The 26,331-nt window shown below is 71.8% G+C and carries 21 protein-coding genes; 18 read left to right on the top strand and 3 right to left on the bottom strand.

All coding sequences use genetic code 11. The features are described from left to right. Window positions 1-78: 78 nt before the first annotated feature. Window positions 79-3,207, bottom strand: a complete 3,129-nt coding sequence (ileS, locus tag AB0P35_RS06605; protein WP_363507359.1) for an isoleucine--tRNA ligase — start codon at window positions 3,205-3,207, stop codon at window positions 79-81. Window positions 3,208-3,824: 617 nt separating this feature from the next. Between ileS and AB0P35_RS06600 the strand changes: the two genes are divergently transcribed. From AB0P35_RS06600 to AB0P35_RS06575, 6 genes are all read left to right on the top strand, one after another. Then, a complete protein-coding gene (locus AB0P35_RS06600; protein WP_257019469.1) occupies window positions 3,825-4,331 on the top strand; it encodes a TraR/DksA family transcriptional regulator in 507 nt (168 codons plus the stop codon). A 203-nt stretch (window positions 4,332-4,534) separates the two neighbouring features. Further along, window positions 4,535-5,149 (top strand): signal peptidase II, encoded by a 615-nt coding sequence (gene lspA, locus AB0P35_RS06595; RefSeq protein ID WP_306454464.1) that lies wholly within the window; start codon window positions 4,535-4,537, stop codon window positions 5,147-5,149. Between the two features lie 73 nt (window positions 5,150-5,222). Beyond that, on the top strand, window positions 5,223-6,161 hold the full coding sequence (locus AB0P35_RS06590; protein ID WP_095876926.1) for an RluA family pseudouridine synthase: 939 nt from the start codon (window positions 5,223-5,225) through the stop codon (window positions 6,159-6,161). Between the two features lies 1 nt (window position 6,162). Continuing rightward, on the top strand, window positions 6,163-6,642 hold the full coding sequence (locus AB0P35_RS06585) for a GNAT family N-acetyltransferase (protein ID WP_363507354.1): 480 nt from the start codon (window positions 6,163-6,165) through the stop codon (window positions 6,640-6,642). A gap of 43 nt (window positions 6,643-6,685) precedes the next feature. Beyond that, the gene (locus AB0P35_RS06580; protein WP_363507351.1) at window positions 6,686-7,153 is read left to right on the top strand and encodes a hypothetical protein; all 468 of its coding nucleotides are present in this window, start codon (window positions 6,686-6,688) and stop codon (window positions 7,151-7,153) included. Between the two features lie 127 nt (window positions 7,154-7,280). Further along, entirely contained in the window at window positions 7,281-7,892 is a 612-nt protein-coding gene (locus tag AB0P35_RS06575; protein WP_363507348.1) for an endonuclease, read from the top strand. Window positions 7,893-7,918: 26 nt separating this feature from the next. On the opposite strand, the gene AB0P35_RS06570 is transcribed toward AB0P35_RS06575, so the two are convergent. After that, window positions 7,919-9,226, bottom strand: coding sequence for an SUKH-4 family immunity protein (locus tag AB0P35_RS06570; protein ID WP_363507345.1), 1,308 nt, complete (start codon window positions 9,224-9,226; stop codon window positions 7,919-7,921). Window positions 9,227-9,380: 154 nt separating this feature from the next. On the opposite strand from AB0P35_RS06570, the gene AB0P35_RS06565 reads away from it, so the two are divergent. The 10 genes from AB0P35_RS06565 to AB0P35_RS06520 all read left to right on the top strand — a co-directional run bounded on the left by AB0P35_RS06565 (window position 9,381) and on the right by AB0P35_RS06520 (window position 23,649). Next, window positions 9,381-9,731, top strand: coding sequence for a hypothetical protein (locus AB0P35_RS06565; protein WP_095876921.1), 351 nt, complete (start codon window positions 9,381-9,383; stop codon window positions 9,729-9,731). Between the two features lie 240 nt (window positions 9,732-9,971). After that, window positions 9,972-14,324 carry a toxin glutamine deamidase domain-containing protein gene (locus tag AB0P35_RS06560; protein WP_363507387.1) on the top strand — a complete coding sequence of 1,451 codons (4,353 nt, stop codon included), beginning with the start codon at window positions 9,972-9,974 and terminating at the stop codon, window positions 14,322-14,324. Between the two features lie 8 nt (window positions 14,325-14,332). Continuing rightward, on the top strand, window positions 14,333-16,924 hold the full coding sequence (locus AB0P35_RS06555) for an SUKH-4 family immunity protein (protein ID WP_363507342.1): 2,592 nt from the start codon (window positions 14,333-14,335) through the stop codon (window positions 16,922-16,924). 39 nt (window positions 16,925-16,963) lie between these two features. Next, complete coding sequence (locus AB0P35_RS06550; protein WP_363507339.1) at window positions 16,964-17,854, top strand: nucleic acid/nucleotide deaminase domain-containing protein; 891 nt, start codon at window positions 16,964-16,966, stop codon at window positions 17,852-17,854. 481 nt (window positions 17,855-18,335) lie between these two features. Next, on the top strand, window positions 18,336-20,315 hold the full coding sequence (locus AB0P35_RS06545) for an SUKH-4 family immunity protein (RefSeq protein WP_363507337.1): 1,980 nt from the start codon (window positions 18,336-18,338) through the stop codon (window positions 20,313-20,315). Window positions 20,316-20,487: 172 nt separating this feature from the next. Beyond that, complete coding sequence (locus AB0P35_RS06540; protein WP_363507334.1) at window positions 20,488-20,742, top strand: hypothetical protein; 255 nt, start codon at window positions 20,488-20,490, stop codon at window positions 20,740-20,742. A 21-nt stretch (window positions 20,743-20,763) separates the two neighbouring features. Next, window positions 20,764-21,057, top strand: coding sequence for a hypothetical protein (locus AB0P35_RS06535; protein WP_363507331.1), 294 nt, complete (start codon window positions 20,764-20,766; stop codon window positions 21,055-21,057). A 251-nt stretch (window positions 21,058-21,308) separates the two neighbouring features. Further along, window positions 21,309-21,548, top strand: a complete 240-nt coding sequence (locus AB0P35_RS06530) for a hypothetical protein (protein ID WP_363507328.1) — start codon at window positions 21,309-21,311, stop codon at window positions 21,546-21,548. 236 nt (window positions 21,549-21,784) lie between these two features. Beyond that, a complete protein-coding gene (locus AB0P35_RS06525; RefSeq protein ID WP_363507325.1) occupies window positions 21,785-22,855 on the top strand; it encodes a hypothetical protein in 1,071 nt (356 codons plus the stop codon). 38 nt (window positions 22,856-22,893) lie between these two features. Beyond that, the gene (locus tag AB0P35_RS06520; protein WP_363507322.1) at window positions 22,894-23,649 is read left to right on the top strand and encodes an SUKH-4 family immunity protein; all 756 of its coding nucleotides are present in this window, start codon (window positions 22,894-22,896) and stop codon (window positions 23,647-23,649) included. 158 nt (window positions 23,650-23,807) lie between these two features. Here AB0P35_RS06520 and AB0P35_RS06515 read toward each other — a convergent pair whose 3' ends face one another. Next, a complete protein-coding gene (locus AB0P35_RS06515; RefSeq protein WP_363507319.1) occupies window positions 23,808-24,293 on the bottom strand; it encodes a nuclear transport factor 2 family protein in 486 nt (161 codons plus the stop codon). Window positions 24,294-24,539: 246 nt separating this feature from the next. Here AB0P35_RS06515 and AB0P35_RS06510 point away from each other — a divergent pair, with 246 nt between their 5' ends. Beyond that, on the top strand, window positions 24,540-24,923 hold the full coding sequence (locus AB0P35_RS06510; RefSeq protein WP_363507316.1) for a hypothetical protein: 384 nt from the start codon (window positions 24,540-24,542) through the stop codon (window positions 24,921-24,923). A gap of 84 nt (window positions 24,924-25,007) precedes the next feature. Beyond that, window positions 25,008-26,331: hypothetical protein (locus AB0P35_RS06505; protein ID WP_363507313.1), on the top strand; the 1,324-nt coding region annotated here is incomplete at its 3' end.

Genomic DNA, 26,331 nt, shown 5'->3' with positions numbered 1-26,331 from the left:
GGCGCGTGGGGGCACCCCAGCCTTCGGCCGGGAGGTGCCCCCACGCGCCCCTACGGGTTGCCCCTGGCGGGTCGCCTGTCAGGCCTTGCGGAGCTGGAAGGCGAGGCCGAGGGATTCGTCGGTGAAGCTCTCGGAGTCCCAGTCGGCGGCGCCGGCCGCGAAGTCGACGGCGAGGACCTCGTCGGCGACGAGGGGGCCGTGTTCGGCGATGGCCTCGGCGGTCTCCTCGCTGGTGGCGCGCCAGCGCAGGACGATCCGGTCCGCGACGTCCAGGCCGGAGTTCTTCCGGGCCTCCTGGATCTGGCGGATGGCGTCGCGGGCGACGCCGAGCCGCTTCAGCTCCGGGGTGATCGCCAGGTCGAGGGCGACGGTGGCGCCGGCCTCGTTGGCGACGGCCCAGCCCTCGCGCGGGGTCTCGGTGATGATCACCTCGTCCGGCGAGAGTTCGATCCGCTCGCCGTTGAGCTCGACCCCGGTGGTGCCGGAGGCCCGAAGCTCGGCGGCGAGGACGGCGGCGTCCGCGGCGGCGACCGCCTTGGCGACGTCCTGGACGCCCTTGCCGAACCGCTTGCCGAGGGCGCGGAAGTTGGCCTTGGCGGAGGTGTCGACGAGCGAGGCGCCGACGCCGGCCAGCGACTCCAGGGTGGAGACGTTGAGTTCCTCGGCGATCTGCGCCCGAAGGTCGGCGGGGAGTTCGTCCCAGCCCTGGGCGGCGATCAGCGCGCGGGAGAGCGGCTGACGGGTCTTCACGCCGGACTCGGCGCGGGTGGCCCGGCCGAGTTCGACGAGGCGCCGCACCAGCGCCATGTTCCGCGAGAGGGCGGCGTCGACGAGGGTCTCGTCGGCGGTCGGCCAGGTCGCGAGGTGCACGGAGGACGGGGCGGTGGGGGTGACCGGGACGACCAGGTCCTGCCAGACCCGCTCGGTGATGAACGGGGTGAGCGGGGCCATCAGCCGGGTGACGGTCTCCAGCGCCTCGTGCAGGGTGGCGAGCGCGGCGGCGTCGCCCTGCCAGAAACGGCGGCGGCCGCGGCGGACGTACCAGTTGGAGAGGTCGTCGACGAAGGCGGACAGCAGCTTGCCGGCCCGCTGGGTGTCGTAGGCCTCCAGCGCGAGGTCGACCTCGCGGACGAGGGTGTTGAGCTCGGAGAGCACCCACTTGTCGAGCTGCGGCCGGTCGGCCGGCGCGGGGTCGGCGGCGGAGGGCGCCCAGGCGGCGGTGCGCGCGTACAGGGCCTGGAAGGCGACGGTGTTCCAGTAGGTCAGCAGGGTCTTGCGGACGACCTCCTGGATGGTGCCGTGGCCGACGCGGCGCGCGGACCAGGGCGAACCGCCGGCGGCCATGAACCACCGGACGGCGTCGGCACCGTGCTGGTCCATCAGCGGGATCGGCTGGAGGATGTTGCCGAGGTGCTTGGACATCTTCCGGCCGTCCTCGGCGAGGATGTGGCCGAGGCAGACCACGTTCTCGTAGGAGGACTTGTCGAACACCAGGGTGCCGACGGCCATCAGCGTGTAGAACCAGCCGCGGGTCTGGTCGATCGCCTCGGAGATGAACTGCGCCGGGTAGCGCTTCTCGAACAGCTCCTTGTTGCGGTACGGGTAGCCGTACTGGGCGAAGGGCATCGAGCCCGAGTCGTACCAGGCGTCGATGACCTCGGGGACGCGCACGGCGGTGCCGGAGCACTGCGGGCAGCGGAAGGTGACGTCGTCGATGTAGGGGCGGTGCGGGTCGAGGCCGCTCTGGTCGGTGCCGGTGAGCTCGGAGAGCTCGGTGAGCGAGCCGACGCAGGTGACGTGGCCCTCGTCGCAGCGCCAGATCGGCAGCGGGGTGCCCCAGTAGCGGTTGCGGGAGAGCGCCCAGTCGATGTTGTTGTTCAGCCAGTCGCCGAAGCGGCCGTGCTTGACGTTCTCGGGGAACCAGTTGGTGTTCTCGTTCTCCCGGATGAGGGCGTCCTTGACCGCGGTGGTGCGGATGTACCAGGACGGCTGCGCGTAGTAGAGCAGCGCGGTGTGGCAGCGCCAGCAGTGCGGGTAGCTGTGCTCGTACGGCAGGTGGCGGAAGAGCAGGCCGCGGGCCTGGAGGTCGGCGACGAGGGTCTCGTCGGCCTTCTTGAAGAAGACGCCGCCGATCAGCGGGACCTCGGCCGCGAAGGTGCCGTCGGCCTCGACCGGGTTGACCACGGGCAGGCCGTAGCGGCGGCAGACCGCGAGGTCGTCGGCGCCGAAGGCGGGGGACTGGTGGACGATGCCGGTGCCGTCCTCGGTGGTGACGTAGTCGGCGGTCACCACGAAGTGCGAGTTCTCGATCTCGACCAGCTGGAACGGGCGGTCGTACGTCCAGCGCTCCATCTCGGCGCCGGTGAAGGTCTGCCCGGTGGTCTCCCACCCCTCGCCGAGGGCCTTGCCGACCAGCGGCTCGGCGACGACCAGCTTCTCGTTGCCGTCGGTGGCCACCACGTAGGTGACCTCGGGGTGGACCGCGGCGGCGGTGTTGGAGACCAGGGTCCACGGGGTGGTCGTCCAGACCAGCAGCGCGGCCTCGCCGGCCAGCGGGCCGGAGGTCAGCGGGAAGCGGACGTAGACCGAGGGGTCGACGACGGTCTCGTAGCCCTGGGCCAGCTCGTGGTCGGACAGGCCGGTGCCGCAGCGCGGGCACCAGGGGGCGACCCGGTGGTCCTGGACCAGCAGGCCCTTGTCGAAGATCTGCTTGAGCGACCACCAGACCGACTCGATGTAGGAGGGGTCCATGGTCCGGTACGCCTCGTCGAGGTCGACCCAGTAGCCCATGCGCTCGGTGAGCTTGGTGAACTCGTCGGTGTGCCGGGTGACCGACTCGCGGCACTTGGCGTTGAACTCGGCGATACCGAAGGCCTCGATGTCCTGCTTGCCGGAGAAGCCGAGCTCCTTCTCGACGGCGAGCTCGACCGGCAGGCCGTGGCAGTCCCAGCCGGCCTTGCGGGCGACGTGGTAGCCCTTCATCGTCCGGTAGCGCGGGAAGACGTCCTTGAAGACGCGCGCCTCGATGTGGTGGGCGCCCGGCATGCCGTTGGCGGTCGGCGGGCCCTCGTAGAACACCCACTCCGGGCGTCCCTCGGACTGCTCAAGGCTGCGCTGGAAGATCTTGTTGTCCTGCCAGAACGACAGGATGCCGTGCTCCAGGGCAGGCAGGTCGACCTGTGCGGGGACGGGGTTGTAGGTGCTCATCGCGGGCGTCTACCTCCGGCGGATGCGTGGACTGGCTCCGACGGAGGGACGAGACGGCATGCCGTCCCGCGGTACCACCCTCCTTGGCCGCGGCCGGCGTGGCCCGCGACCCTCTTGTTTGGGTCTGCTGCCGGTTCTACTGGGCCTGCCGAGCTGGTCGGACGGCCGTTCTTCCGGCGGCTCCGGGGTGATCTTCGCGCCGTGCACACCCCCGGGCTCGCACCGTCCCCGGGTCGCTGGTGGCTGCGTACAGCGGTACTCGTCCCATCTGCGCCTTGCACGCCCAGTGTATCGGCGTTGGCAAACCGGTAAGCGCAGCGCCGGGGCCGTGCCACCGGCGGCGAGATTAGCCGGTGGCGATCTGGGCACAACAGGGTCAGCACCCGGGCAGCGGCGGCGGCAGAGGCTGCCCGAGTGGGATCGGATCTGACGCCGGTATGTCACGTTGTGGCCGGATTCGATGGGGTTTATCTTTCCGGCACTGGAGGCCGCCGGGAACCGGCGGTTCGCATCATTCGTAAATGAGGTCGAAAGCCATGGCTGAGAGAGCAACTGGCACGCGTACCGCCACCAAGCGGACGCGGGAGGCTGTGGCAGGCGACCCAGGGGAGGGGACCGTGAGCACTGCACGGCGGAAGACCAGCACCACCACCGGCCGGGCGGCGGCCAGCCGCACCCACGTCCCGGCGGGCTCCGGCGCCCGGGCCGGCGGCGCCGAGTCGGTGGACCCGGCCGAGCTGCCCGTCCGCCCCGGCGAGGACGCCTGGACATCGGCCGAGGTGGCCGAGCTGCACGCCGAGCTCAACGCCGACCTGGAGCGCCTGCGCGCCGAGATCGAGGCCTCCGAAGCCGCGATCACCGGCCTGATGCGCGACTCCAACGACGGCGCCGGCGACGACCAGGTCGACGCCGGCACCAAGAACATCAACCGCGAGAGCGAACTCGCCCTCGCCAACAACGCCCGTGACAGCCTCGCCCAGACCGAGCGCGCCCTCGCCCGGCTGGAGGGTGTCGGCTTCGGCGTCTGCGAGTCATGCGGCCAGCCGATCGGCAAGGCCCGGCTCCAGGCGTTCCCGCGGGCGACCCTGTGCGTGGGCTGCAAGGCCAAGCAGGAGCGCAGGTAGCGTCCGTCCGGGGCGGCGGGGACGGGCTTTTCGGCCACCGATTGCCGTACGCTCGTCCCCGTAACCCCGGCCCACGGCCGGCCCGCCTCGGGCCGGTCCTCTTGTACACGGCAGCGGAGCGGATCATCAGCACCCCAGGTTCCCCCCAGACGCAGGACGAAGCCGTCCCCACCGCACGCGTGCCGCACGAGCCGGAGACCGCCGTGGACGAGTCCGCCTCCGAGCCGGCCACCGGCGCCGCGGCCGGCGCCACCGCCGCAGGTGGCGCCCGCAACGTCCGCCGCCGCCGGATCGGCGTCCTGCTGGCCGTCGCGCTGCTCGCCTACCTGATCGACCTCGGCAGCAAGCTGCTGGTCGTCGCCCGGCTGGAGGGCCACCGGCCGATCCAGGTCATCGGCGACGTCATGACCTTCCAGGTGATCCGCAACCCCGGTGCCGCCTTCGGCATGGGCCAGGCCATGACCGTGGTCTTCACCGCCATCGCCGCCGCCGTCATCGTGGTGATCTGGCGGATCGCCCGCCGCCTCTACAGCCTGCCCTGGGCGATCGCGCTGGGCCTGCTGCTCGGCGGCGCCCTCGGCAACCTCACCGACCGGCTGTTCCGCTCCCCGGGCGTGTTCCGCGGCCACGTGGTGGACTTCATCTCCGTCCAGCACTTCGCCGTCTTCAACCTGGCCGACTCGGCGATCGTCTGCGGCGGCATCCTCGTGGTGCTGCTCTCCTTCCGCGGCTCCAACCCGGACGGCACCACCCACCAGCCCGCCAGGTCGCACACCGCCCAGGACGGCGAGGAGAACACCGGCGACCACGCCGAGTGACGTTGCGCCCGGCCGCCCCCCACGGCCCCGGCGGCGGTGGGGTGGCCCTCCGCGGTCCGGCATACTCGTACGAGTGAGTATCGCAGCGCAGACCCGCAGCCTTCCCGTACCCGACGGCCTGGAGGGCGAGCGCCTCGACGCCGCCCTGGCCCGGATGTTCGGCTTCTCCCGGACGAAGGCCGCCGAACTGGCCGCCGACGGCAAGGTGACGCTCGACGGCTCCGTCGCCGGGAAGTCCGAGCGGGTCACCGCCGGCGCCTGGCTGGAGGTCGAGATCCCGGCCCCCGCCGCCCCCGTGCAGATCGTCGCCGAGCACGTCGAGGGCATGCGCATCGTCCACGACGACGACGACATCGTGCTCGTCGACAAGCCGGTCGGCGTCGCCGCCCACCCCAGCCCCGGCTGGACCGGCACCACCGTCATCGGCGGCCTCGCCGCCGCCGGCTACCGCATCTCCACCTCCGGTGCCGCCGAGCGCCAGGGCATCGTGCACCGCCTCGACGTCGGCACCTCCGGTCTCATGGTCGTCGCCAAGTCCGAGCGCGCCTACACCGACCTCAAGCGGCAGTTCCACGACCGGATCACGGAGAAGAAGTACAACGCCCTCGTCCAGGGCCACCCCGACCCGCTCACCGGCACCGTCGACGCCCCGATCGGCCGCCACCCCAGCAGCGACTGGAAGTGGGCCGTCACCCGCGACGGCAAGCCCTCGGTCACCCACTACGACCTCATCGAGGCCTACCGCGCCGCCTCCCTGCTCGACATCAAGCTGGAGACCGGCCGCACCCACCAGATCCGGGTGCACATGTCCGCGCTGCGCCACCCCTGCGTCGGCGACCTCACCTACGGCGCCGACCCGACCCTCGCCAAGCGCCTCGGCCTCACCCGGCAGTGGCTGCACGCCGTCCAGCTCGGCTTCGAGCACCCCGCCGACGGCCAGTGGGTCGAGTTCCGCAGCGAGTACCCCGCCGACCTGCAGAAGGCCCTCGACATCATCTCCGCGGAGAGCTGAGATGGCCGAGCAGACCACCCCGCCGCCCGTCGAGATCCGGATCGCCGACGGCGAGGCCGACCTCGCGCTGGTGCGCAGCGTCCGGCGCGAGGTGTTCGTCGAGGAGCAGAACGTCCCGGAGGAGCTGGAGTACGACGAGCTGGACGCCACCTCGGTGCACGTGCTCGCCGTCGCGCCCGACGGCTCCGGCCTCGGCACCGGCCGGCTCATCCACGGCGCCGACGCCCTGAAGCTCACCGGCGTCGAGGGCCGCGTCCTGCTCGGCCGCCTGGCCGTGCGCAAGCCCGCCCGCGGCACCGGCCTCGGCGCCGAGCTCGTCCGCGCCATCGAGCAGGCCGGCCGCGCCCGCGGCGCCCGCGAGCTCGAACTGCACGCCCAGGTCCACGCGCTCGGCTTCTACGAGCGGCTCGGCTACACCGCCGAGGGTCCGGTCTACGAGGACGCCGGCATTCCGCACCGCACCATGGTCCGGGTGTTCTGACCGCGGGTTCACCCCGCCGCCGCCGACCGGTACGCTCCCGCCCGTGAACGATCTTCGGGTGGGGGCGTCCGTCGTCCTGGGCGGACTGGTGTTCGGCGCGCTCGCCGTGGGCGGCGCCTGGTGGGCGCTCGACGGCGGCCTGTACGGCTGCGGCCCCGACGAGCGCAGCCTCACCCGCACCCTGGCCGCGGACCCCCTGCTCGCCGCCCGCACCGACCGGCTCGCACCGGTCGGAGAGTCCACGGACACCTGCGACGACGACGACCGGGTGGTGACCGTCGCGCAGTCCTTCCGTGGCACCGGGTCGCCCGCCGAGACGTCCGCCGCCTACCGCACCCTCGCCCGCGAGCAGGGCTGGACCGCGCTGCCGGTGGACCGCATCACACCCCCCGACTGCTACACCAAGCGGACCGCCGGCACCGAGGCCCTCCTCAGCTTCCGCCCCGGCGACGGCGACGGCCTGCTGTGGGTGACGATCAGCACCGCCCGCGAGGGCGAGGGCTGGTGCTGACCCCGGAGGGTCCGATGAGTGCCCAGGTCCGGGCGCTCGCGTGAACGGCCCGGTGCAGCGGAGCGGAGCAGTGGTGGTTCGCCCGCCCGGCCGCGGGTAGGCGCCTGCATGTGAGCGAGGCCGGGACGTGAGCGGGGCCGCGGAGACGGCGGCCCGGCTGCTGCGCGAACACGGTCGGACCTACGCGCAGGAGGCCGGGATCGCCCTGCGTGACAAGCCCGCCCCGCTCTACCAGCTGCTCGTGCTGACCCTGCTCTGCTCCACCCGGATCAGGGCCGACATCGCCGCCGCCGCGGCCCGCGAACTCTTCCGGGCCGGCCTGCGCACCCCGCAGGCGATGACCGGCGCCGACTGGCAGGACCGCGTCGACGCCCTCGGCCGCGCCCACTACGTCCGCTACGACGAGAGCACCGCCACCGCCCTCGGCCGCGGTGCCGACCTACTCCTCGAACGGTGGCGCGGCGACCTGCGCCGACTCCGCGCGGAGGCCGACGGCGACACCGCGGAGGTGCACCGGCTGCTCCGGGAGTTCCCCCGGATCGGACCCGTCGGCGCGGACATCTTCTGCCGCGAGGCCCAGGGCGTCTGGCCGGAGCTCCGCCCCTCCTTCGACCAGCGCGCCAGGGCCTCCGCCGCCGCGCTCGGCCTGCCCGACGAGCCGGAGCGCCTGGCCGCGCTGGTACCGGGACCGGAACTGCCCGCGCTGGCCGCCGCCCTGGTGCGGGTCGGGCACTCCTGAACGCGAGTCCTGCTACGGGTGCAGGGTCAGAACAGGCCGTGCCACATCTGCTCGACGACCACGTTCCACCAGGTGGAGTCCTTGTGGAAGGCCTGCGGGTCGATCGCCGCGAGCTCGTTCTGGAGTGCGGCCACTGCGGCGCCGGCGGCCAGCGGGTCCAGCCCGCGCAGCGCGGCGCGCGCCGTCGCCAGGGCGTCCAGGCTGCGCAGGAAGGCGGAGACCGAGGCGTTGACGTACCGTCCGCTGCCCGTGCGCGGGTGGACGGCCCAGACCGACCCGGCGCTCTGCTCGTCACCGTCGCACTGCACGGCGACGACGCACAGGCCGTCCGAGCCGAGCCTGGTCCAGCCCGCGAGGACGTCCAGCAGCTGCGGATCCAATTCCGTACCGGCGGAGGTCAGATGAGCGCGCAGATCGGCGAACAGGCCGCCGGGCGGCGGAGCGTCCGGGTGGTCCGCGGCGAAGAACAGCGGCACGTCGGCGGGCAGCCCCGCCCAGGTCAGCGTGGAGCGGGCCGACTCCGGCAGGGCACTGCCCGCGATGTCGTCGGCGTCGTACCGCACGACCTCGCCGAAGACCTCGGCGATGCGGCGGCCGAGCGCCACGTCACGCACCGGCGCGGCGGGCTCCACCTCGCCGGGCTGCGGCGCCGGCACCCGGTGCGGCCGCGGGGGCGGCTGCTGCCCGGCCATCCGGGCGATCCGCTCGGCGTGCTCGGTGAGCGCCGCGACGCCCTCGGCCCGCTCCTCGGCGAAGATCCCGTACGTGTGCGAGCAGGAGACGCCCGCGTTGGGGAAGGCGCGTTCCAGCAGGGCGGCGGTGTAGCCGCCGGGCAGGGTGGCCGGGCGCAGGTCGGTGTGGACGGCGACCACGTTGCCGGCGGGCACGCCGAGCCGGTCGAGCTCGGCGGCGAGCTGGTACTCCGCCGGCGGCAGGCCCGGCCCCGCGTTGCGGTAGAGCATGACCTCCTCGCCGTCGGCCGGGTTCACGTAGGTGGCGACGGCGGTGTTGCCCGGGCCGGTGGCCGGCGGGTCGTTCCGGTGCGCCCGGTCGGCGTGCTTCGCCTCGTACGAGCGGATCACCTCGTCCACCGGGATCGACGGCCAGACGCTGAGCTCGCCGGTCTCCCGGTCCACCACGCCGGAGGCGTCGCCGAGGTCGGCCGGCGGGCGCCGCTCCCCGGTCACGGGGTCGCGCTCCAACGGCGCGGGCGCCGCCCAGACCACCCAGCCGAGACCGAACTCGCGGTGGCGGACGGCACGGCGCTGCTCGGCCGGCGCATCGCCGTTCAGCCAGCGGTCGGCTGCGGCGAGGGCCTGCTCCTGGGTGATCACGACGACTCCTCCGTGTAGCGGACTCCGGCCGAGATTACCGTCAGGCACCGTCGACTCCGAACGGTTGCATATGATCGCACGACGAAAGCGACTGCGGCCGACCGGTCTTGGCGCGGCCCAGTCCAGGGTGAGGGACGACGGGGAGGTGGCCGCCATGGCCGAAGAGCACGAGATCGGCGACGACGAACTGCTGGACGTGGCGGACAACCCGACCCAGGCCGCCGAGCTGCACAAGGCACTGCGCACCATCGCCAACAACTCCAACGTCGGCCCCGAGCTGCAGGAGATGGCCAAGAGCGTGCTAAGCGGCCGCATCGGCATGAAGGACGTCATCGAGTCCGACCGCTACATGCACGCGATCGGCACCCGGCTCGGCGAGATGCGCGACGCCGCCGAGCACATGTCGCCGGAGGACCGCCGCAAGTCGGAGGAGCGCGCGGAGAAGCTGGTCCGCGAGCGGGAGGAGGCCGAGAACGGCTCCGCCAAGCGCGACGGGCGGAAGTGACGGGCCGTCCGGTTCCGGGTGTGCAGGGTTGTCGTGGTGTCCGTGCGGGGCCGGTGAAGGATCGGCCTCGACAGCGCCGAGCAGGGGTTCCGCCGGTCGTGGGGGCGTGGGTGTGTCGGGGCGATGAGTAGGATCATCTGACTGATCGTCGTTCGTATCGTGCTTGGTTCTTGTTCACCCGTACCCGGTCTTCGGGCCAGGACGGGCTAGTCAGTTGGGGGGAACTGACTCGTGTCGCTGATGCTGCCGGACGGCCTTGAGTGGGTCCTGGAGATGCTCGGCTTCGACTGGCCGAAGGCGGACGAGGACAAGATGCGCGAGTGCGCCCAGGTGTGGCGCGACTTCGCGGATCAGGTCGACGAGCTGAACTATCAGGCGTTGTCGGCGGCGAACAGTGTGCGGTCGGCGAACAGCGGCGACTCGATCGACGCGTTCGGGAAGGCGTTCGACAAGTTCTCGACGGGCGGGGACGGCTATCTCGCCGACGCGGCGCAGGCCGCGCGGTTGATCGCGGCGGCGTTCGATGCCGCCGCGGTCATCGTGATCACGTGCAAGATCGCGGTGATCGCCCAGATAGTGATCCTGGCCGCGGAGATCATCGCGGCGCAGGCGGCGGCGCCGTTCACGTTCGGCCTGTCGGAGCTCGGTGCGCTCGGGGCGACACAGGCGACGAAGATGATCGTCCGCCGGTTGCTGAAGGAGCTCCGTGATGCGCTGATCGAGGCGATCATGGAGACGTTGAAGGACCCGATCGTCTCCGCCGTGCAGGCGATGATCTCGGACCTGATCGCGCAGACGGTGAACCAGGGGTTCGGCGCGCAGGACGGCTACGACCTGGGCCGGACGGCGAAGACGGGCTGGGAGGAGGGCAAGTCCTCTGCCGAGAACTGGAAGCAGTCCTTCGGGGAGTCGCTGCGCGACGGGCTGGGCTCGCGGGCCGGTGGCTCGGTCCGGCACCATGCGGAGCGCGCGGCCGGGCACGGCGACGGCGGCAGCGGCCACGAGGGTGGTGGAAGCGAGAGCGGGAACGAGAGCGGCAGCGGGAGCAGAGGGAGCAGCGGGGACTCCGGGTCCTCGTCCAACTCGTCGTCGAACTCCTCGGGTTCGTCTGATTCGTCTGGTTCCTCGGGTTCCTCGGGCTCCTCGGGCTCCTCGGGCTCCTCGGGTTCGTCCGCTTCGTCGGGCGGTTCGGGCAGTACCGGGACGTCCGGCTCCAACTCCTCCGGCTCGTCCGGGTCTTCGCCGAGCGGCTCGCGTACCTCGTCCGGCGACTCGGGCACCGGCGGCGCCGGCCACACCCCCTCGGCCGACAGCGGGAGCGGCGACACCGGAGCGGCCAATCGCAGCGACACCACGCCCCGACCGGCTCCGGCCCCTGCGCAGGCACCCGCGAGTGACCACCGCAGCGCCGACCCGCTCGACCCCTTCGGCACCCGTCTGAGCTCCGACCCTGCACCGACTCCCGCCGCGGACCACACCCCTTCGCCGGCCCCCGACAGCGGCTCGCCCACTCACACAGGCGCGGACAGCCGTCCGGCGCCCGGCTCGGACGGTCCGGTGCCGGCGTCGGGTGACGGCCGCGGCGCGGATGCGCCGCCCGCGCACACCGGGACGGACAGCCGGCCGACCCCGCCTGCGCAGGACGGTTCTCCGGACGGGCCCGCACGCAGTGGTGACGCCCCCTCGGACCGTTCGGGCGGGGACACCACCCGCCCCGGCCCGACCACCGCGCACCCCACACCCGACGCCACACCTGCTCCTGCCCCCGCCCCGGGCCCGTCGCACACCCCGGCGCCCCAGCACACCGGTGACGGATCGTCGACCCCCACGCACGGCGGCACCCCGAACGCCCGGCCCGACACCACGCCCGCTCCCGCCCCGGCCCCAGCCACGGCTCCGGCGCATGCGGCCACTCCGCACCCCCCCGGCGACACTGGCACCCCGCCGCACAGCGGCACCCCGCCGCACAGCGGCACCCCGGACTCCCGGCCCGGCCCGGTCTCCAACCACCCCACGCCCGACTCGTCGCCGTCCCCGGCGCCGAGCCATGCTGCCGACTCCCCGACGTCCCGGCCGTCCTCGGATGCCGCTTCGACACCGTCGCACGCCCAACCGCATTCCGGCGAGGCGCGCGCCACCACCCCGTCGTACGGGCCGGTGCGCGGCGACGACACCTCCGGCTCGCCCGCGCACAGCGGCGAGAGCCGTCCGTCTCCGTCCTACGGTCCCGTGCGCGGCGATGCCCCGGCGAGCACTGCGGCCCAGTCCCACAACGGCCCGGAAACCGGACGTCCCGGAAGCGAGGCGCCGCCGCAGCGCCACGAGTCCGTCCCGCGGGCCGAGGAGGCCGCTCCGCAGCAGGAACGTTCCGGTTCGGCGGTCCCGCCGCACACCGGGTCCGTCCCGCACGTCCCCGCCGGCGACGGCTCCCGCACGCCGTCCTCGGACGGCCAGCGCCAGGCCACCGTCCACACCGCCTCCACCGCGGTCGCCGACGCACCGCCGACCCACACGCCCGGTACGCCCACCCCCGACGGCACCACAACGCCGTCCACCGGCCAGCCGTCCCAGAACCCCGGCCCGGTGAACCCCGGCGCGGGTGTCCCGCCGACCTCCGGGACGCCCGGCACGGGTGGTACGGGTACGCCCCGCACCGACCGTCCGACCGCCAACCGGCCTGCCGACAGCACGCGCACCGTCCCCGGTCAGCGGAACAACCCCGCCCCCGACCGCCCGGTCACTCTGGGCCAGCAGCCCACGGCCGGCCGCCCCGACCCGCGCACCGCCCCGTGGGGCCGTCCCTCGACCACTCCGCCGCGCCAGGACGGTGCCTCCAGGCCGGACCCCCGTACCGACCGCCCGGACACGCCCAAGGGCCGGGACCCCCGCGCGGACCGCACCGCCGATGCGCCGACCCGTCCGGACCCCCGCGCAGAGCGCCCCTCGGACACGTCCGCACGGCCTGATCCGCGGACCGCAGACCACCGGCCGACGTCCGAGCGCACCCCGGCGACCGACGACTCGGCCACCCCGGACCACCGCCGCCCGGAGGCGGACCGCCACGACGACACGGCCGCGCACACTCCGGACCGGAGCCCCGAGCACAAGCCGGCCGACGACAACGCTCCCGAGCACTCCACTCCCGACCACAAGCCGGCCGACCCGGACCGTCCGGCGACCGCCGACCGTCCGTACGGGAGCCCGGGCGGCCTGGTCGAGCCCGGCCACCACGACCGCGAGCGGGTCGAGAACTCCGTCCCGCGCGACGCCGACGGCAAGCCGCAGCGGCACCCTGACCCGGAGGGCGACTGGCCGCGCGCGATCAACGGGGATCCGGACGCCCCCGGCCGCCACAACAACTGCGTCGACGTGGCGCTGGCCACCGTCGACACCTACTCCGGCCACCCGACCCCGGCAGCCGCCCGTACCCCCGACCACGACGCGGACGGGAACCCGTCCGACCGCGGTGAGCGTGGTGGCCGCGACCGTATCGAGAACGCCCTCGGTGCCAGGTTCTCCGACATGGGCGACGGCAAGGACGCCTACCGCCGCCTGGAGGACACCCTCCGCCGCGAGGGCCACGGCTCGCAGGCCGTGATCATCACCCGCGACGCCGACGGCCGCGCCCACGCCTGGAACGCCGTCAACCACAACGGCAAGATCACCTACGTCGACGCCCAGACCGGCCGCCGCTCCAGCCAGCCCCTCCACAGCGGTGACCACGGCGTCTTCGCCATCCCCCTCGGCCCGGACCGCCGGCCCGCCACACCCGAACGCGATCCGCGCCACGACGCATCCGACACCCGTCCTGAACGGCGCGCTCCGGAGGAGGCTGCCGGAAAGCGGAAGCCCGGGGATCCGGACTACGGGCATCGGTTGGAGGGTGATCACAAGCCGACGGAGGACGGCCACATCAAGGAACCCCCTGCACCGATACACGGCCGGAACGGACCTGAGTGGCAGGTTCTGGCGGACTCCCAGGAGGAGGGTTTCGGCAAGTCCAAGCTCAGCCAAATGGTTGAGGCGGCCCGAGCCGATGACTCCTTCTACCAGGAGTACGCCATTCCGGGCTCTGCCCTGACTCGGCACCCGGCACCCGGCGGTCTGCACGGCGAGACCTCGGCGAACTACGCGGCGTTCAAGTTCGTCATCGAACCTGACGGTGAGTCGATGGTGATCATCTCGCGGAGCTGGGGAAGGGGCAGCAACATCCCGGCCATCCCGGGGGAGGCATGGACCGGTGCAGGGCATTCGGAGAAGCTGGCCAAGGAGTACCTGCTTCATCTTCAGCAGGGGCTGACGCCTCCGCAGCAGATCAGACTGGAGGAGGTCTACTCCGAGCGGGCGCCGTGCCGTCAGTCGGGCTGTGCCAGAATCCTGTACACCACGTTCGGGAAGGTCAGGGTCACGCATTCGGTCCCGCATCCTGACGACGGCACCGGCTCGAAGAAGATGAGCGACCAGATCAAGAAAATCAAGAAGAAGCGCCAGGCGATCATCAACGAGAACCGGCGCTACTACCCGTCTGGCGCACCCCAGGCCGGACTGCCGAGCCCCCCGCCTGCTCCGGCCCCGATCGATACCGAGGAGTGAGACGGATCATGCGCTTTCACCTGGCGGCCCGTCAGGCCGCTGCCGAGGAGTTGGCCGCGTGGCTGGAGAGGCGGGACATCGGCGACGGGATCCGGCTCGTCACGGGAGCCCGGGGCGCGGGCAAGAGCTGGCTCCTCGCCCGAACGGCGCTCGCGGCCGACAGCGAGGCCCGGGAGCTGGTGGCTCCTGCTGGTGGGCCGCTGCCGCAGGTGGGTGCCCTCGACGGGGTGGCCGATGCTTCCGGGGAGACCGAGGCGGAGTGGCTGCGATCGCTGGCCGCGGGAATGGACCTGGCGGCCGAGGTCAACGCTGACAACGACTACTTCGGCTTTCGGTGGGCTCTAGGAGAGGCCGATGCCCCGCGTGGCGTCGTGCTGTCCGGTGCCCCCGGCCGGCTCCGCGTGACCTCGAGGCGAGGCACCCGGGTGCCGGAGCTGCTGATCGAGCTGACCGAGACCTCGGAGCTGAGCCAGTCCTGGTCGGGCTACCTGGCGTTCGTACTGGCAGAGGTCGATCGGGCCGTCCTGGCGCAGTTGCTGCGCCTGCGGCCGCATCTCGCGGACTCGGTGATCGATCTGGACTCCGAGCGGTTCGCTCCGGACCGTGCGGAGTTCGAGGGATGGGTGTGCGACCTACTGGAAGCCCCCGACTCGACGTACGCGGGCGGCGGAGGCCGGGCAAGTGAGGTCGCGGCGGCGATCAGTGCCGCGGCGTGGCCGAACTTCCTGCTTGCCGAAGTGCTGGCGATGGAGATCAGGGTCCGTCCGGAGAGCGACGCAGGGGAGGATCTGCCGGACTCACTGGAAGGCGCCTGGGAGTTCGTCCTGGGAGCACTCGGTCCGGCCGGACCGCGAGCACGCCAGGTGCTGGCGCCGTTGGTCCTGGCCGAGGGCGTCCTGGGTATGCCGGACGAACTGCGCCTGAGCGCCGCAACTGCGGTACGTGGTCGCGAGGTCGGGATCGAGGAACTCGAAGACTTCGAGAGTGCCGTCGCCGCGTTCGTGGCGGAGGAATTCGCCGAGGACGCGGCTTTGCAGGGCGGTCGCCCGGTGCGTCACGCCCGGCTGAGGGACGCCGCTCTCGCCGATGCAGCCATGGTGTCGTACGGTTCCGGTGTCGCTGAGGTGCAGCGGCGGATCGCGTCGGCCGTCCGCGAGTACGTCCCGGAGGACGTGGCAGCGGTTGCGGACGGCCGACCGCTGAGTCCGGGTGAGGTGTACGCCCTGCGGTTCGGCATCGGGCACGCCCTTGGCGGCGGGATGCTCGACGAGTGGCTGGCGGATGTGCGCGTACTGGCTCTGTCCGACCCGCAGTCTCTGTCGGAGGCAGTGTCGGCGGCGGGAGCCGCCGACGACGCAACTGCGCACAGGCGTCGAGGTGTGGTGGCCGAGGCGGTGCGGGCCTACCGCTCCGACACCCGGTGCGGGCCTGCCGAGTGGGTTTCCCGGTTGCGGTTCGCAGCCCAGATGTGGGGCGATCACACGTTGGTCGGTGCGCTGGATGCGCTTGGTCTGCCGCTTCCCTGGCGGGCGAAGTGGGTTCGGTGGCGGCCGCTCGGGGTCTTCGACACGCGTGCGTTCGGCCAGGGCTGGACGGGGCCGGTGGAGATCGTGGGCCGGCGATCCGGGGCGGATGCGACGGAGGTCGATCAGGTCTGCCTGCGATCTGCGTACGACGCCCGTTTCCGGTGGTACGCGCTGGACAGTGGTGAGCAGATCGGCGATGCACTTGACGAGGCACCCGCCGTTCCGGACACGGCGCCGACCGCGACCGGTGATGGCTCGGTGGTCACGGTCGAGGTGTTCGACGACGACCTGGGCCTGCTCCGGGCCCGGGTGACGCGTCCGGGAGTCCCGGGCGAGGAGGTGTATCCGCTGTGCCCTCCGCTCCCGGGAGCGCAGGCGTATCCACTGCCGGGCGGCCGGGTGTTGCTCGCGGGCCACAGCGGCGCTGCCGTCGTCGACTTCACGTCGGCGGCTGGCGTCGAACACAGCGCCTGGAACACCGAGGCGAAGCTGCTGCCGCACCACGGATGGTGGGCGCAGTCGGAGCTGGACGCGGCTGATCTCCACCTTTACTACCAGGGTGGCATCGCGTACGCCGACCCTGCGCGACTCGGCCCGCTGGCCGACCGGGCGGATGTGGCACGCATGCTGTGCAAAGTCGGACTCCCGGGCTTCCCGGTCTTCTGGCAGGACACGCTGGGGTGTCTCGAATCCCTCCGGACGCTGGAGGAGTACTGGGCCGAGCAGGGCGAGGAGAGCGAGGACACGGACGCGGGATACACCGTGATCGCCGTCTCCGCCGACGAGTTCACACCGCTGTGCGTCGAGCATGCCACGGGTCACGTCGTCCAGGTGGAGGACGGGGAGCCGGAGCTGGTCAACACCTCCGTGGCAGCTTTCGCCGCCTGTCAGGCGCTGACTTCCTGGGCGCTCTCGGTCTCGGCAGGCCGACAGGACGACGAGCGCGGGGAGTTCGAAGCCTTCGTCCATGAGGGGCTCACCCGGATCGACCCCGAGCCGGCCGCGGAGCAGGGACGGGGATGGTGCTGGCTTCAGGCGATCCAGGATGCGAGCTCGTACACCCTTTACGGGTAAACGTCGCGCTTCCGGCATCGCACACAATCGGGGGAGAGAGTGAGAAGGGCAGTGCTCAGGACCGGGCCGGGATATTCGGCAGCAGTCAAGTTCCTCACGCCGCAGGGGGAGGAGATGTCCGAGGTCGCGCGCAGCGGCCCTGGCCTGCCGCACCCGGAGTGGCAGTTGCGGGCGCGGTTGGAGGAGCGCGGCATCCGTGCGGGCGACGTGCTCCAGCTCTACGGCGAGCTCCAGGTCTGCGACGTCCCGGGAGGCAACTGCGCTGCCCAGGTGCTTCGCTGGTGGCCCCAGGTCAAGGTCTCGCACTCCGCCGAGTACGGGGCGAGCGTGGAGTCCAGGCAGCGCGGTATGGCGGCCCTGCGGACGCATCTGGTGGAGTCGGGGCGTCAGCGCGGTTTCGTGATCGACGTCGAGACGCGCCGCCTGCCGCTGTCGTCGGTGCAGGAGAGCGACGCGGCGGTTTCCACGGCACCGACCGATGTCTCCGCCTCATTGGGTGCGGTCTTCCCGCCGTTCTTCGAGCCTGCCGGTGAGGCCGAGGGAACCGCGCCGCTGGTCGACCATCTCATCGCGCACGGCAACGTCCTCTCGGCTGAGGTGGAGCAGGAATTCACTGCCCGGGGTTACGTCCGGATCGGCTCGGACTATGGCCGCGAGATCTGCGTCACCCCTGGAACCGGTGAAGTGTGGGCGGTAGGACGTCGATCCGGCCGGGCGCTGTATGTCAACCGGAGTGTCGAGCGGTACGCCGGCTGCCTCGAACTGTTGCGCCGCGCGTGGCCGCAGCGGGTAGGACTCGGTCCCGCAGATTCCGCAGGCCACACCGCCGAGTTCCAGCACGCCGTGGCGGCGCTCGACGGTACGGCCTTCAGCGATCCTGAGAACTGGTGGTCGGTCATTCTCGAGCAGCATTGGGACGGTCTGCTCTGACACACCGCCATTGCGCATGCGCCGCGGGATGGAGGCCCCGGTGCGGGACCGCTCGGGCCTCGGGAGAGGAAGAATCCTTCGGTCGGCGGTGGTGTGCCCGTGGGGGTGGAGTCCGCGCACCTGCCGAAGTACCTGCTCGAGCGGCGCTGGGTCGGGCAGTGCGAGACCTGATCGACTGCTGCCGTGGGGAACCTGTTCGTGGAAACCGGCCGTCATGGATTTGGGAATGGTCACGGCCGGATTCATCGTATTCGTCGACTTCGAGCCGGACGACGAACTCCACGCACGTTTCCGGACGGTGCACGGCCAGCTGTTTCCTCGAATCCGGCGTGGAAGTGGGTTACGGAATCGGGTTCCGCACCGGAAAGACGGCCGAGGGGGCCAGGACACCGACACCCGCTGGTACATGCACCACATCGAGGTCCTGTGGATTCGTGCAAGCATTCGGAGGGGTGGCGGTGCCGATGCATAGGATTGCTGCGTGACGAACGATGGCTCGCCCCAGGCTGTTTCCGTTGCCGTCGACTGTGCCGGGCAGAGCCTCGAGTCGGCCGTTGCAGCAGCCGGCCGCGCGGCCGGCGAGGCCGGTGCGGGCGTCCACCTGCGGCTTGAGCGGGTGGAGCTCGCCGGTCCACTGGTGAGCTCGGACGAGCCGAAACGCATCACGTCCTGCGGCAGCCGGGTGGTGTCGGAGCTGGTGGGGCGACCCGTGACGATCGCCCTGCCCGCAGATGCCGACGACCGACCGGAGGCAGTCGCGTGGCACGACCTCCCTGCGGCACCTGACGAGTTGCTCTGGCTTGCCGCCGCGGCGGCCCTGGAGCTGCCGTGCTCGGGCCTGCAGGTGTGGCGCGTGTTCGCGGTCGCCCTGACGGGCCGGCCCGTGTCGGTCGAGCAGTTGACGGAGTTCGCGGCTCGCCGACCCGAGATCACGGTTGAGGGCAATGCCGTCCGCTTCGCGGATCGGGTGGCCCATCGGGACGTCCGGGCCCGGCTGCCGCTGAGCGACGTGCAGCAGCGTGCGGTTCACCGTGCCCTGGTCGGACTGCGGTCCGACGCCGCCGGGACCGACGAGACCGTGGCGGCCTACCTGGGCGCCGCGCGGCCGGTGCATGCGGCGCTGGCCGGGGAGTTGGGGGAGTGGCTGACGGACCCGGACTTCCTGGTGGAGTCGGGGTGGTACGGCCTCGGTCTGGGCCTGGCGCTGGCGTACCCGGAGGGTGTGCCGCTGGGCGGACTCGCGGGGGATCTGCAGTGCCTGCTGCAGGAGGGGCTGGCCGCGCCTGCGAGCCATGAGGAGTGGCTGGCCTGGGTCCACCATGCGCTGCTGAGCCGCGGGTTGGGCGGGGCTGCGGACGAGGTGGCGGCGCGGGTGGGTCTTCCGTGGCGGACGGTGTGGTCGCGGTGGCAGTGGCCCAGCGGGCTTGCACCGCTGGCCGATCCGATCCCTCTCGCGGACGAGGTCCACCTGGTGGAGCGGGAGGACGGCGTCGCCTTCGCCATCCGGCGGGAGGACGAGGACGATTGGGACGTCGAGTACGAGTGGCTGTGGAACGTGGAGACCGGGGAGTTCCTCGGCGGTCCGGCTGAGGACCTGCTCGACGAGGTCGAGGCTGACGACGGGACCGGCCGTGCCGTGCGGCGGCTGAACGGGGCATGGGGATCCTTGGACACGTCGGAGCGTGCGGAGTTGGCGCGACGGCTGCCGTGGGTGCCCCGGGCCGTGGACGAGGCCGTGCAGTGCGCGCCGACCGGCACACCCGGGGGAACGCTGTGGGTGTTCTCCGGCCGGTGCGGGCTGTTCGGCGCGCTGGTGGACGAGAAGCGGCTGGCCCAACTTCCGCCCGTGCCGCACGGCCGGCCCGGCTACAGCCTGGCCGGCCGGACGGCGTGGCCGAAGCCCGCGGTCTCGCTGACCGCTCCGGCCGGCCGGGAAGAGCTGGAGCAGGCCTGGGCATTCGGGCCGGGGGCGTGCCGTCCTGTTCGTGACGACCGCATTCCGGCGGGGATCCGGGACGGCGAGACCCGGAGATTTCTGGCAGAGGTCGGCTGGCCCATCACCGAAGGCCTCGCAGGACTCCGTACGACAGATGTCGCCTCGGAGGACCTGCGGCCCTCCGACGGCGATCCCGAGCTCTGGGAGGGACTCGGAACCTTCCAGGGATCGCCCGTCCTGGTCGACGGTCGTACCGGTGAGGTGCGCCACGGCTACCGCGCCGCCGAGAGCGACCCGTTCCCTCTGATGGCCGGCACTCTCGACCGGTTCCTGCGCATCGTGCTGCTCCACCACGCGGCGCTGACGGCACCCGTGTTGTTGGGGCACCATGACGGCGGCGATCTGGAGCAGGCCGTCGCCGACTGGGTCTCGACCGCAGACCCGGCGGCCACCGACGGTGGCTTCTGGGAGCACCGCTACTTCGTCCCGTCGCTGTACGACGTCCGGACGAGCGGCGACCAGTGAGCCTGCCTCGCCCACTCCACCGTCACCACCCCCGTCCTTCGGAGTCTCTTACGTGACCGACCTGGCAGTGCACCAGCCCCACCCGTACCTCGGGAACCGCGACCGGGCACTGACTGCTCTCGCACGCTGGAGAGCGGACAGCACGTCACCGAAGACGCTCATTCTCACCGGCATGCCGGGGAGTGGCCGATCGCGGCTCCACCCGGCGCAGCTGGCCCGGCCGTCGGACGAGGACCGGGAGGCCGGTGCCCTGCGGCTGAGCGTCGGTGGCGACTACCTCCGCATCTGGCAGGCGGAGGGCGGGCAGCTGGCCGTGTTCGCCGCAACCGCTCCACTTGCCGGGGCCGACGTCACGCCGGACGGCATCGTCCTGGTGGCGGACAGCGCGGGGCTGAGCGCGCTGTACGTACAGATCCCCGGCAACTGACAGGTGGTGACCGAATCCGTGATGGCGGAGACAGGAGATCTCGCAGGCTTCTTCCGGACTTATCTGAACGTGGAGGTGGCGTTCCACCACACCCCGGCGGTTCGGTCGACGCTGTCCTCCTTCGCCCCGGAGTGGGGGGAGTCGATCAAGCGGGAGTTCTCCCGGGTCCTGGAGACGAAGGAGCTTTCGGTCGGGCAGTACTGCGAGGCGACCTGGGTCGACTTCGAGAGCGAGGCCGAGTTGTACGCCTACCTCGGCAAGGTCTACCAGTACCTCTTCCTCAATGCGGAGGAGGTTCCGCTTCCGCCCGACTGATGCCCGGACGCGAGAGCGATGCGCGGGGCGTCGAGTCCACGTACCCGCCGAAGCACCTGCTTGAGCGGCGCTGGGTCGGTGAGTACGAGACCTGGTCGATTGCTGCCGTGGGGAACCATCACTGCCATCCACCGGCCCGACGGAAATGGCGGCAACAGGCTCGTGACGACCTACGCCAACCCTGCTCGTGGAAAGCATCCGTAATGGATTTGAGAATGGTCCCGGCCGGATTCATCAGGCAGTATCTCCACGTGGAGACGGCCTACGCCTACATGCCCGTCGTTCTGGCCAATGTGAAGCAGGCGGATTGGGCTGACGATCTCCGGAAGATGTTCGACTATGTCCTGGAGAAGCGGCCGTTGTCGCACGGCGAGTACTGCGACCTGACGTTCGTCGACTTCGAGTCGGACGACGAACTCTACGCATACCTCCGGAAGGTGTACGACTACCTCTTTCTCGACTCCGGCGAAGTGCCGGTCCCTCCGGACTGAGGCTCGTCCGGCATTGCAGCTTGGCATCGTACGTTCGAGCGCAGGCTCGCCGATTTGCGTTCGGGGCTCGGGGCTCGAATCGAGCCGCCCGCCCGGCACGACAGCCGGGCATGCGTATGGGCATTCGGAGGGACGGCGGTGCCGATGCATAGGATTGCTGTGTGACGAACGATGGCTCGCCCCAGGCTGTTTCCGTTGCTGTTGACTGTGCCGGGCAGAGCCTCGAATCGGTCATCGTGGCAGCCGCGCGGGCGGCTGCCGAGGCCGGTCCGGACGCCCAGGTGCGGCTGGAGCGGGTGGAGGACGCCGGTCCGCTGGTGAGTTCGGACGAGCCGACACGGATCAGGTCCTGCGGCAGCCGGGAGATTTCGCGGCTGGTCGGGCGACCGGTGACCCTCGCCCTGCCGGTGGGTGACGTTCGGCCGGCGGCCGAGCGTCACGAACTTCCGGTCGACCAGGAAGAGTTGCTGTGGCTTGCCGCTGCGGCGGCGCTGGAGCTGTCGCGGTCGGGTGTGGAGATCTGGCGGACGTTTGCCACTGCTCTGGTCGAACGGCCGGTGACGGTCGAGCGGTTGACGGAGTTCGCGGTCTCCCGGCCGGAGCTCGTGATGGAGGGGCGCAGGGTCGGGTTCGTCGACCGCGAGGCCCATCGGGACGTCCGGGCGCGGCTGCCGCTGAGTGGTGTGCAGCAGCGTGCGATCCACCGGGCGCTGCTCGGCCTTCGGTCGGACGAGTCGGCCTACCTGGGCGCCGTGCGGCCGGTGCATGCGGCGTTGGCCGGGGAGTTGGGGGAGTGGCTGACGGACTCGGACTTCCTGGTGGAGTCGGGGTGGTACGGCCTCGGTCTGGGCCTGGCGCTGGCGTACCCGGAGGGTGTGCCGCTGGGCGGACTCGCGGGTGATCTGCACTGCCTGCTGCTGGAGGGGCTGGCCGCGCCTGCGAGCCACGAGGAGTGGCCGAGCTGGGTGCACCACACACTGGTGGGGCGGGGTTTCACCGCCGCGGCGGACGAGGTGGCGGCCCGGGTGCGGCTGCCGTGGCAGACACTGTGGTCGCACTGGCGGTGGCCGAGCGGGTACGCGCCGCGGCCGCCCGCGGAGACCGAGCAGGACAGGATCCTGCTGGTGCACGGGCCCGACGGTCCGACCCTCGCCACCCAGGCGAGCCCTGGGACAGCGACGGCGCGGTGTACGAGCAACTCCGGGACGCCAGGACGGGTGAGCCGCTCGGTGGCCCGAGCACGGAGCCGCACACCGGGATCCTTCCTCAGGAGCAGGCACTCGCCGGGATCGTCGTCGGCCATGTGAACGGCGAGTGGGCCCTTCGCCGGTGGAAGGACCTCCCGGTGCCCACGCTGCCGTGGATGGGCGAGTCGGTCACTTTCGCCGCCCTGTGCGAACCCCCGAACCCCGCAGCCGGAGCGTTGTGGGTGTTCATGGGGCGGTGCGGGCTGTTCGGCGCGGTGGTGCGCGACGACCTGATGGCCCGGCTGCCGAGGCTCCCGCGAGGTGGGTACGGAAACCCGCTCACCGCCCGCGCGCGGTGGCCCCGGCCGGAGGTGTCCTTCGACGGGGCTCTCACCCGGGAGGAGCTGGAACAGGACTGGGCGTTCGGTCGCCGAGCATGCCGCCCGGTGACGCCCGAGCTGCTTCCGGCCGCGGTCGAACACCTTGCCACCAGGGAGTTCCTGGGTGAGGTGGGCTGGCCGGTGACGGATCATCCGGGACTGCTGACCTCCGACCTCGCGACCGCTGGGCTGGCTCCGGCGGACGGCCGCCCCGGTCTGCTGGCCGGGCTCGGTCGGTTCTTCGGTTCGCCGATCCTGCTCGACGGCCGTACCGGCGAAGTGTTCGGCGAGGACTGGAACCGCGAACTCGTCCTGGTGGCCGGTGGGCTGCCGCAGTTCCTCCGGATCGTGATGCTGCATCGGGCCGTGCTGCTGGTGCCCGTCCTGCTCGGCGTGTACGACTCGATGAACCTGGAGGAGGACGTCCTGAGCTGGATCCGGACGATCGATCCGGCGGCCGCCGAGGGCGGGTTCTGGGAGCAGAGGTACTTCGCGCCGACCCTGCTCGACCTGTGGGAGGAGACTCCCGAATAGCGCCCCCGCTGCCCCGCCGCCCGCTGAGGCCGCGTCGCACCGACCCAGCACGCGTGGGTGGAGGCGCTGCAGGGCCTGTTGGCCGGGCCCGCCCACGGGCGTCGCGGGCGGGCGGGACACGGCCGCGGCGGGTCGCCTCTGACCGGCTGTGTGGTCGGTCAGTCGCGGTCGACGGGGTCTCCGGTCGGGGGGAGCCGCTCGGTGGGGCCGCCGAAGGCGAGGTGGAGGGTGCGGGAGGCGAGCAGCCAGCGGCCGTTCTCCTGGCGGAAGACGTCCTCGTAGTGGCCGAGGTTGGCCGGCAGACGGGGTGGAAGCATCTGCCCGCTCCAGCCGTCGACGCGGTAGGTCGCGAAGTAGGAGATCGAGGTGGCGCGGGTGGGGGAGTGGACGTCGACGACGATGTTGCTGCACATCCGGCGGGACAGCCGGTCGGCCGGCCTGGAGCCGAAGTAGGCGCGCAGGGCGTCGCGGCCCTCGATCCGTCGTTCGCCGGCGGGCCACTCCCAGATGCCGTCCGCGGTGAACAGCTCAGCGACGGAGGAGGGTTCGCCCAGGTCGAGGCGGTGCAGGAAGTCGTTGAGCAGCCGCTCGCAGGCCCGTTCGGCGAGGAGGCGGTCCAGGTCGTTCAGGGATTCCTTCGTCATCCCCGGTTTCTAGCAGTCGGGCTGGCGGTACGCGAACCGGTTTCGGTGACGGGTCGGGCCTGGCCGCCCCGATCGGAGTGACATATTCCGCTTAGGTGGGGGTCGTGCGAACCGTCCGCCGGTAGTGCTGAGGGGCCGGGTCGGGTCGTAGGATCACTTGGTTAACGGGTAGTTGGGCGGCCCGGTCCGGTCCTGTGGTTGGTGGGGTGCGGATCGCCGCAGTCGTACGGGGGACGGGGCGTTTCGGTGGCACAGCAGCAGATCATCGTCGACGAGGGCAATCTGCGCGCCCAGGGGCGGAACCTCGAGTCGGTCGGCAAGGACTTCCAGCAGGCCGCGGACCAGTTGAAGTCCCGTCTGGAGGCCCTGGAGGGCGGCAGTGAGCCGCCGTGGGGCGACGACGACCTCGGCGAGAAGTTCGGCATCGTGTACGAGGGTCTGCGCGACGGCATGCAGGAGTCCATGGACTCGCTGGCGCAGCGGCTCGGCGAGATGGGCCAGAAGCTGGGGGCCATGGCCGACAGCCACCAGGCGAACGAGGTCGACACCACCGGCCGGCTGGACGCCCTCGGCGGCCGCACGGACGCCCTGGGTAACGAGATCCACACCATGCGCCGCCCGCAGGTCTGACCAGCCCCGCACCGCTCTCAGCCGACTGTTCGTCTTCTGCCCGTGCCCGGACGGCCGCGGGAATCCGCTAGGGGGAACTGACTCGTGTCGCTGATGCTGCCGGACGGCCTTGAGTGGGTCCTGGAGATGCTCGGCTTCGACTGGCCGAAGGCGGACGAGGACAAGCTGCGCGAGTGCGCCCAGGTGTGGCGTGATTTCGCGGATCAGGTCGACGAGCTGAACTATCAGGCGTTGTCGGCGGCGAACAGTGTGCGGTCGGCGAACAGCGGCGACTCGATCGATGCGTTCGGGAAGGCGTTCGACAAGTTCTCGACGGGCGGGGACGGCTATCTCGCCGATGCGGCGACGGCCGCGCGGTTGATCGCGGCGGCGTTCGATGCCGCCGCGGTGATCGTGATCACGTGCAAGATCGCGGTGATCGCGCAGATAGTGATCCTGGCCGCGGAGATCATCGCGGCGCAGGCGGCGGCGCCGTTCACGTTCGGCCTGTCCGAGGTGGGTGCGCTCGGGGCGACGCAGGCGACGAAGATGATCGTCCGCCGGTTGCTGAAGGAGCTCCGTGATGCGCTGATCGAGGCGATCATGGAGACGTTGAAGGACCCGATCGTCTCCGCGGTGCAGGCGATGATCTCGGACCTCATTGCCCAGACGGTGAACCAGGGGTTCGGCGCGCAGGACGGCTACGACCTGGGCCGGACGGCGAAGACGGGCTGGGAGGAGGGCAAGTCCTCTGCCGAGAACTGGAAGCAGTCCTTCGGGGAGTCGCTGCGCGACGGCCTGGGCTCGCGGGCGGGCGGCGCGGCCCGGCACCATGCGGATCGGGCGGCCGGACACGGCGACGGCGGTGACTCCGGCGGCGGGCACGAGAGCGGCGGCGAGAACGGGTCCGGCGCCGATCGCGGCGGGGACTCGGGCTCCTCCAGGAACTCCAACTCCGGTGACTCGCCGAGCGCTTCGAACTCTTCGGGCTCCTCGGGGTCGGACTCGGGCAGTGGCTCCTCCGGTTCCGGGAGCTCCTCCGGTTCGACCGGGTCTCCTGCCCCGTCGGGCGGCGGTTCGTCCGGGAACACCTCGTCCGGCAGCGGCCCGTCCGCCGGCACCGGTTCGTCGGCCTCGTCGGGGTCGCAGGGCGACTCCGGATCGGGCGGACGGAACGACGGCGGCTCCTCCACCGCCCACGCGAACGACGGCCGTGACGGGCGGAGTTCGGCGCCGACCGACCCATTCGGCACCCGCCTGACCTCGGACCCCGCACCGGCCCCCGCGGCGAACCACACCCCGGCGGGTGGCGACGGGACCCCGCCGCCCTCGTCCACGCACACGCCGTCCACAGGTGCGGACGCCGGGTCTCCGGCGCATACCGGTACGGACAGCCGGCCGACTCCGGCCTCGGACGGTGCCACGCCGT

It is taken from the genome of Kitasatospora sp. NPDC085879, assembly GCF_040686255.1.
In the GTDB taxonomy this organism is placed as follows: domain Bacteria; phylum Actinomycetota; class Actinomycetes; order Streptomycetales; family Streptomycetaceae; genus Kitasatospora.
The sequence above is the reverse complement of the archived record's forward strand: the minus strand, read 5'-3'. Positions and strand labels throughout refer to the sequence as shown.

Coding starts and splice junctions, on each gene's coding strand:
- ileS (WP_363507359.1), bottom strand. CDS start 3,207: ATGAGCACCTACAACCCCGTCCCCGCACAGGTCGACCTGCCTGCCCTG.
- AB0P35_RS06585 (WP_363507354.1), top strand. CDS start 6,163: ATGGCCGAGCAGACCACCCCGCCGCCCGTCGAGATCCGGATCGCCGAC.
- AB0P35_RS06565 (WP_095876921.1), top strand. CDS start 9,381: ATGGCCGAAGAGCACGAGATCGGCGACGACGAACTGCTGGACGTGGCG.
- AB0P35_RS06560 (WP_363507387.1), top strand. CDS start 9,972: ATGCTGCCGGACGGCCTTGAGTGGGTCCTGGAGATGCTCGGCTTCGAC.
- AB0P35_RS06555 (WP_363507342.1), top strand. CDS start 14,333: ATGCGCTTTCACCTGGCGGCCCGTCAGGCCGCTGCCGAGGAGTTGGCC.
- AB0P35_RS06540 (WP_363507334.1), top strand. CDS start 20,488: ATGCCGGGGAGTGGCCGATCGCGGCTCCACCCGGCGCAGCTGGCCCGG.
- AB0P35_RS06535 (WP_363507331.1), top strand. CDS start 20,764: ATGGCGGAGACAGGAGATCTCGCAGGCTTCTTCCGGACTTATCTGAAC.
- AB0P35_RS06515 (WP_363507319.1), bottom strand. CDS start 24,293: ATGACGAAGGAATCCCTGAACGACCTGGACCGCCTCCTCGCCGAACGG.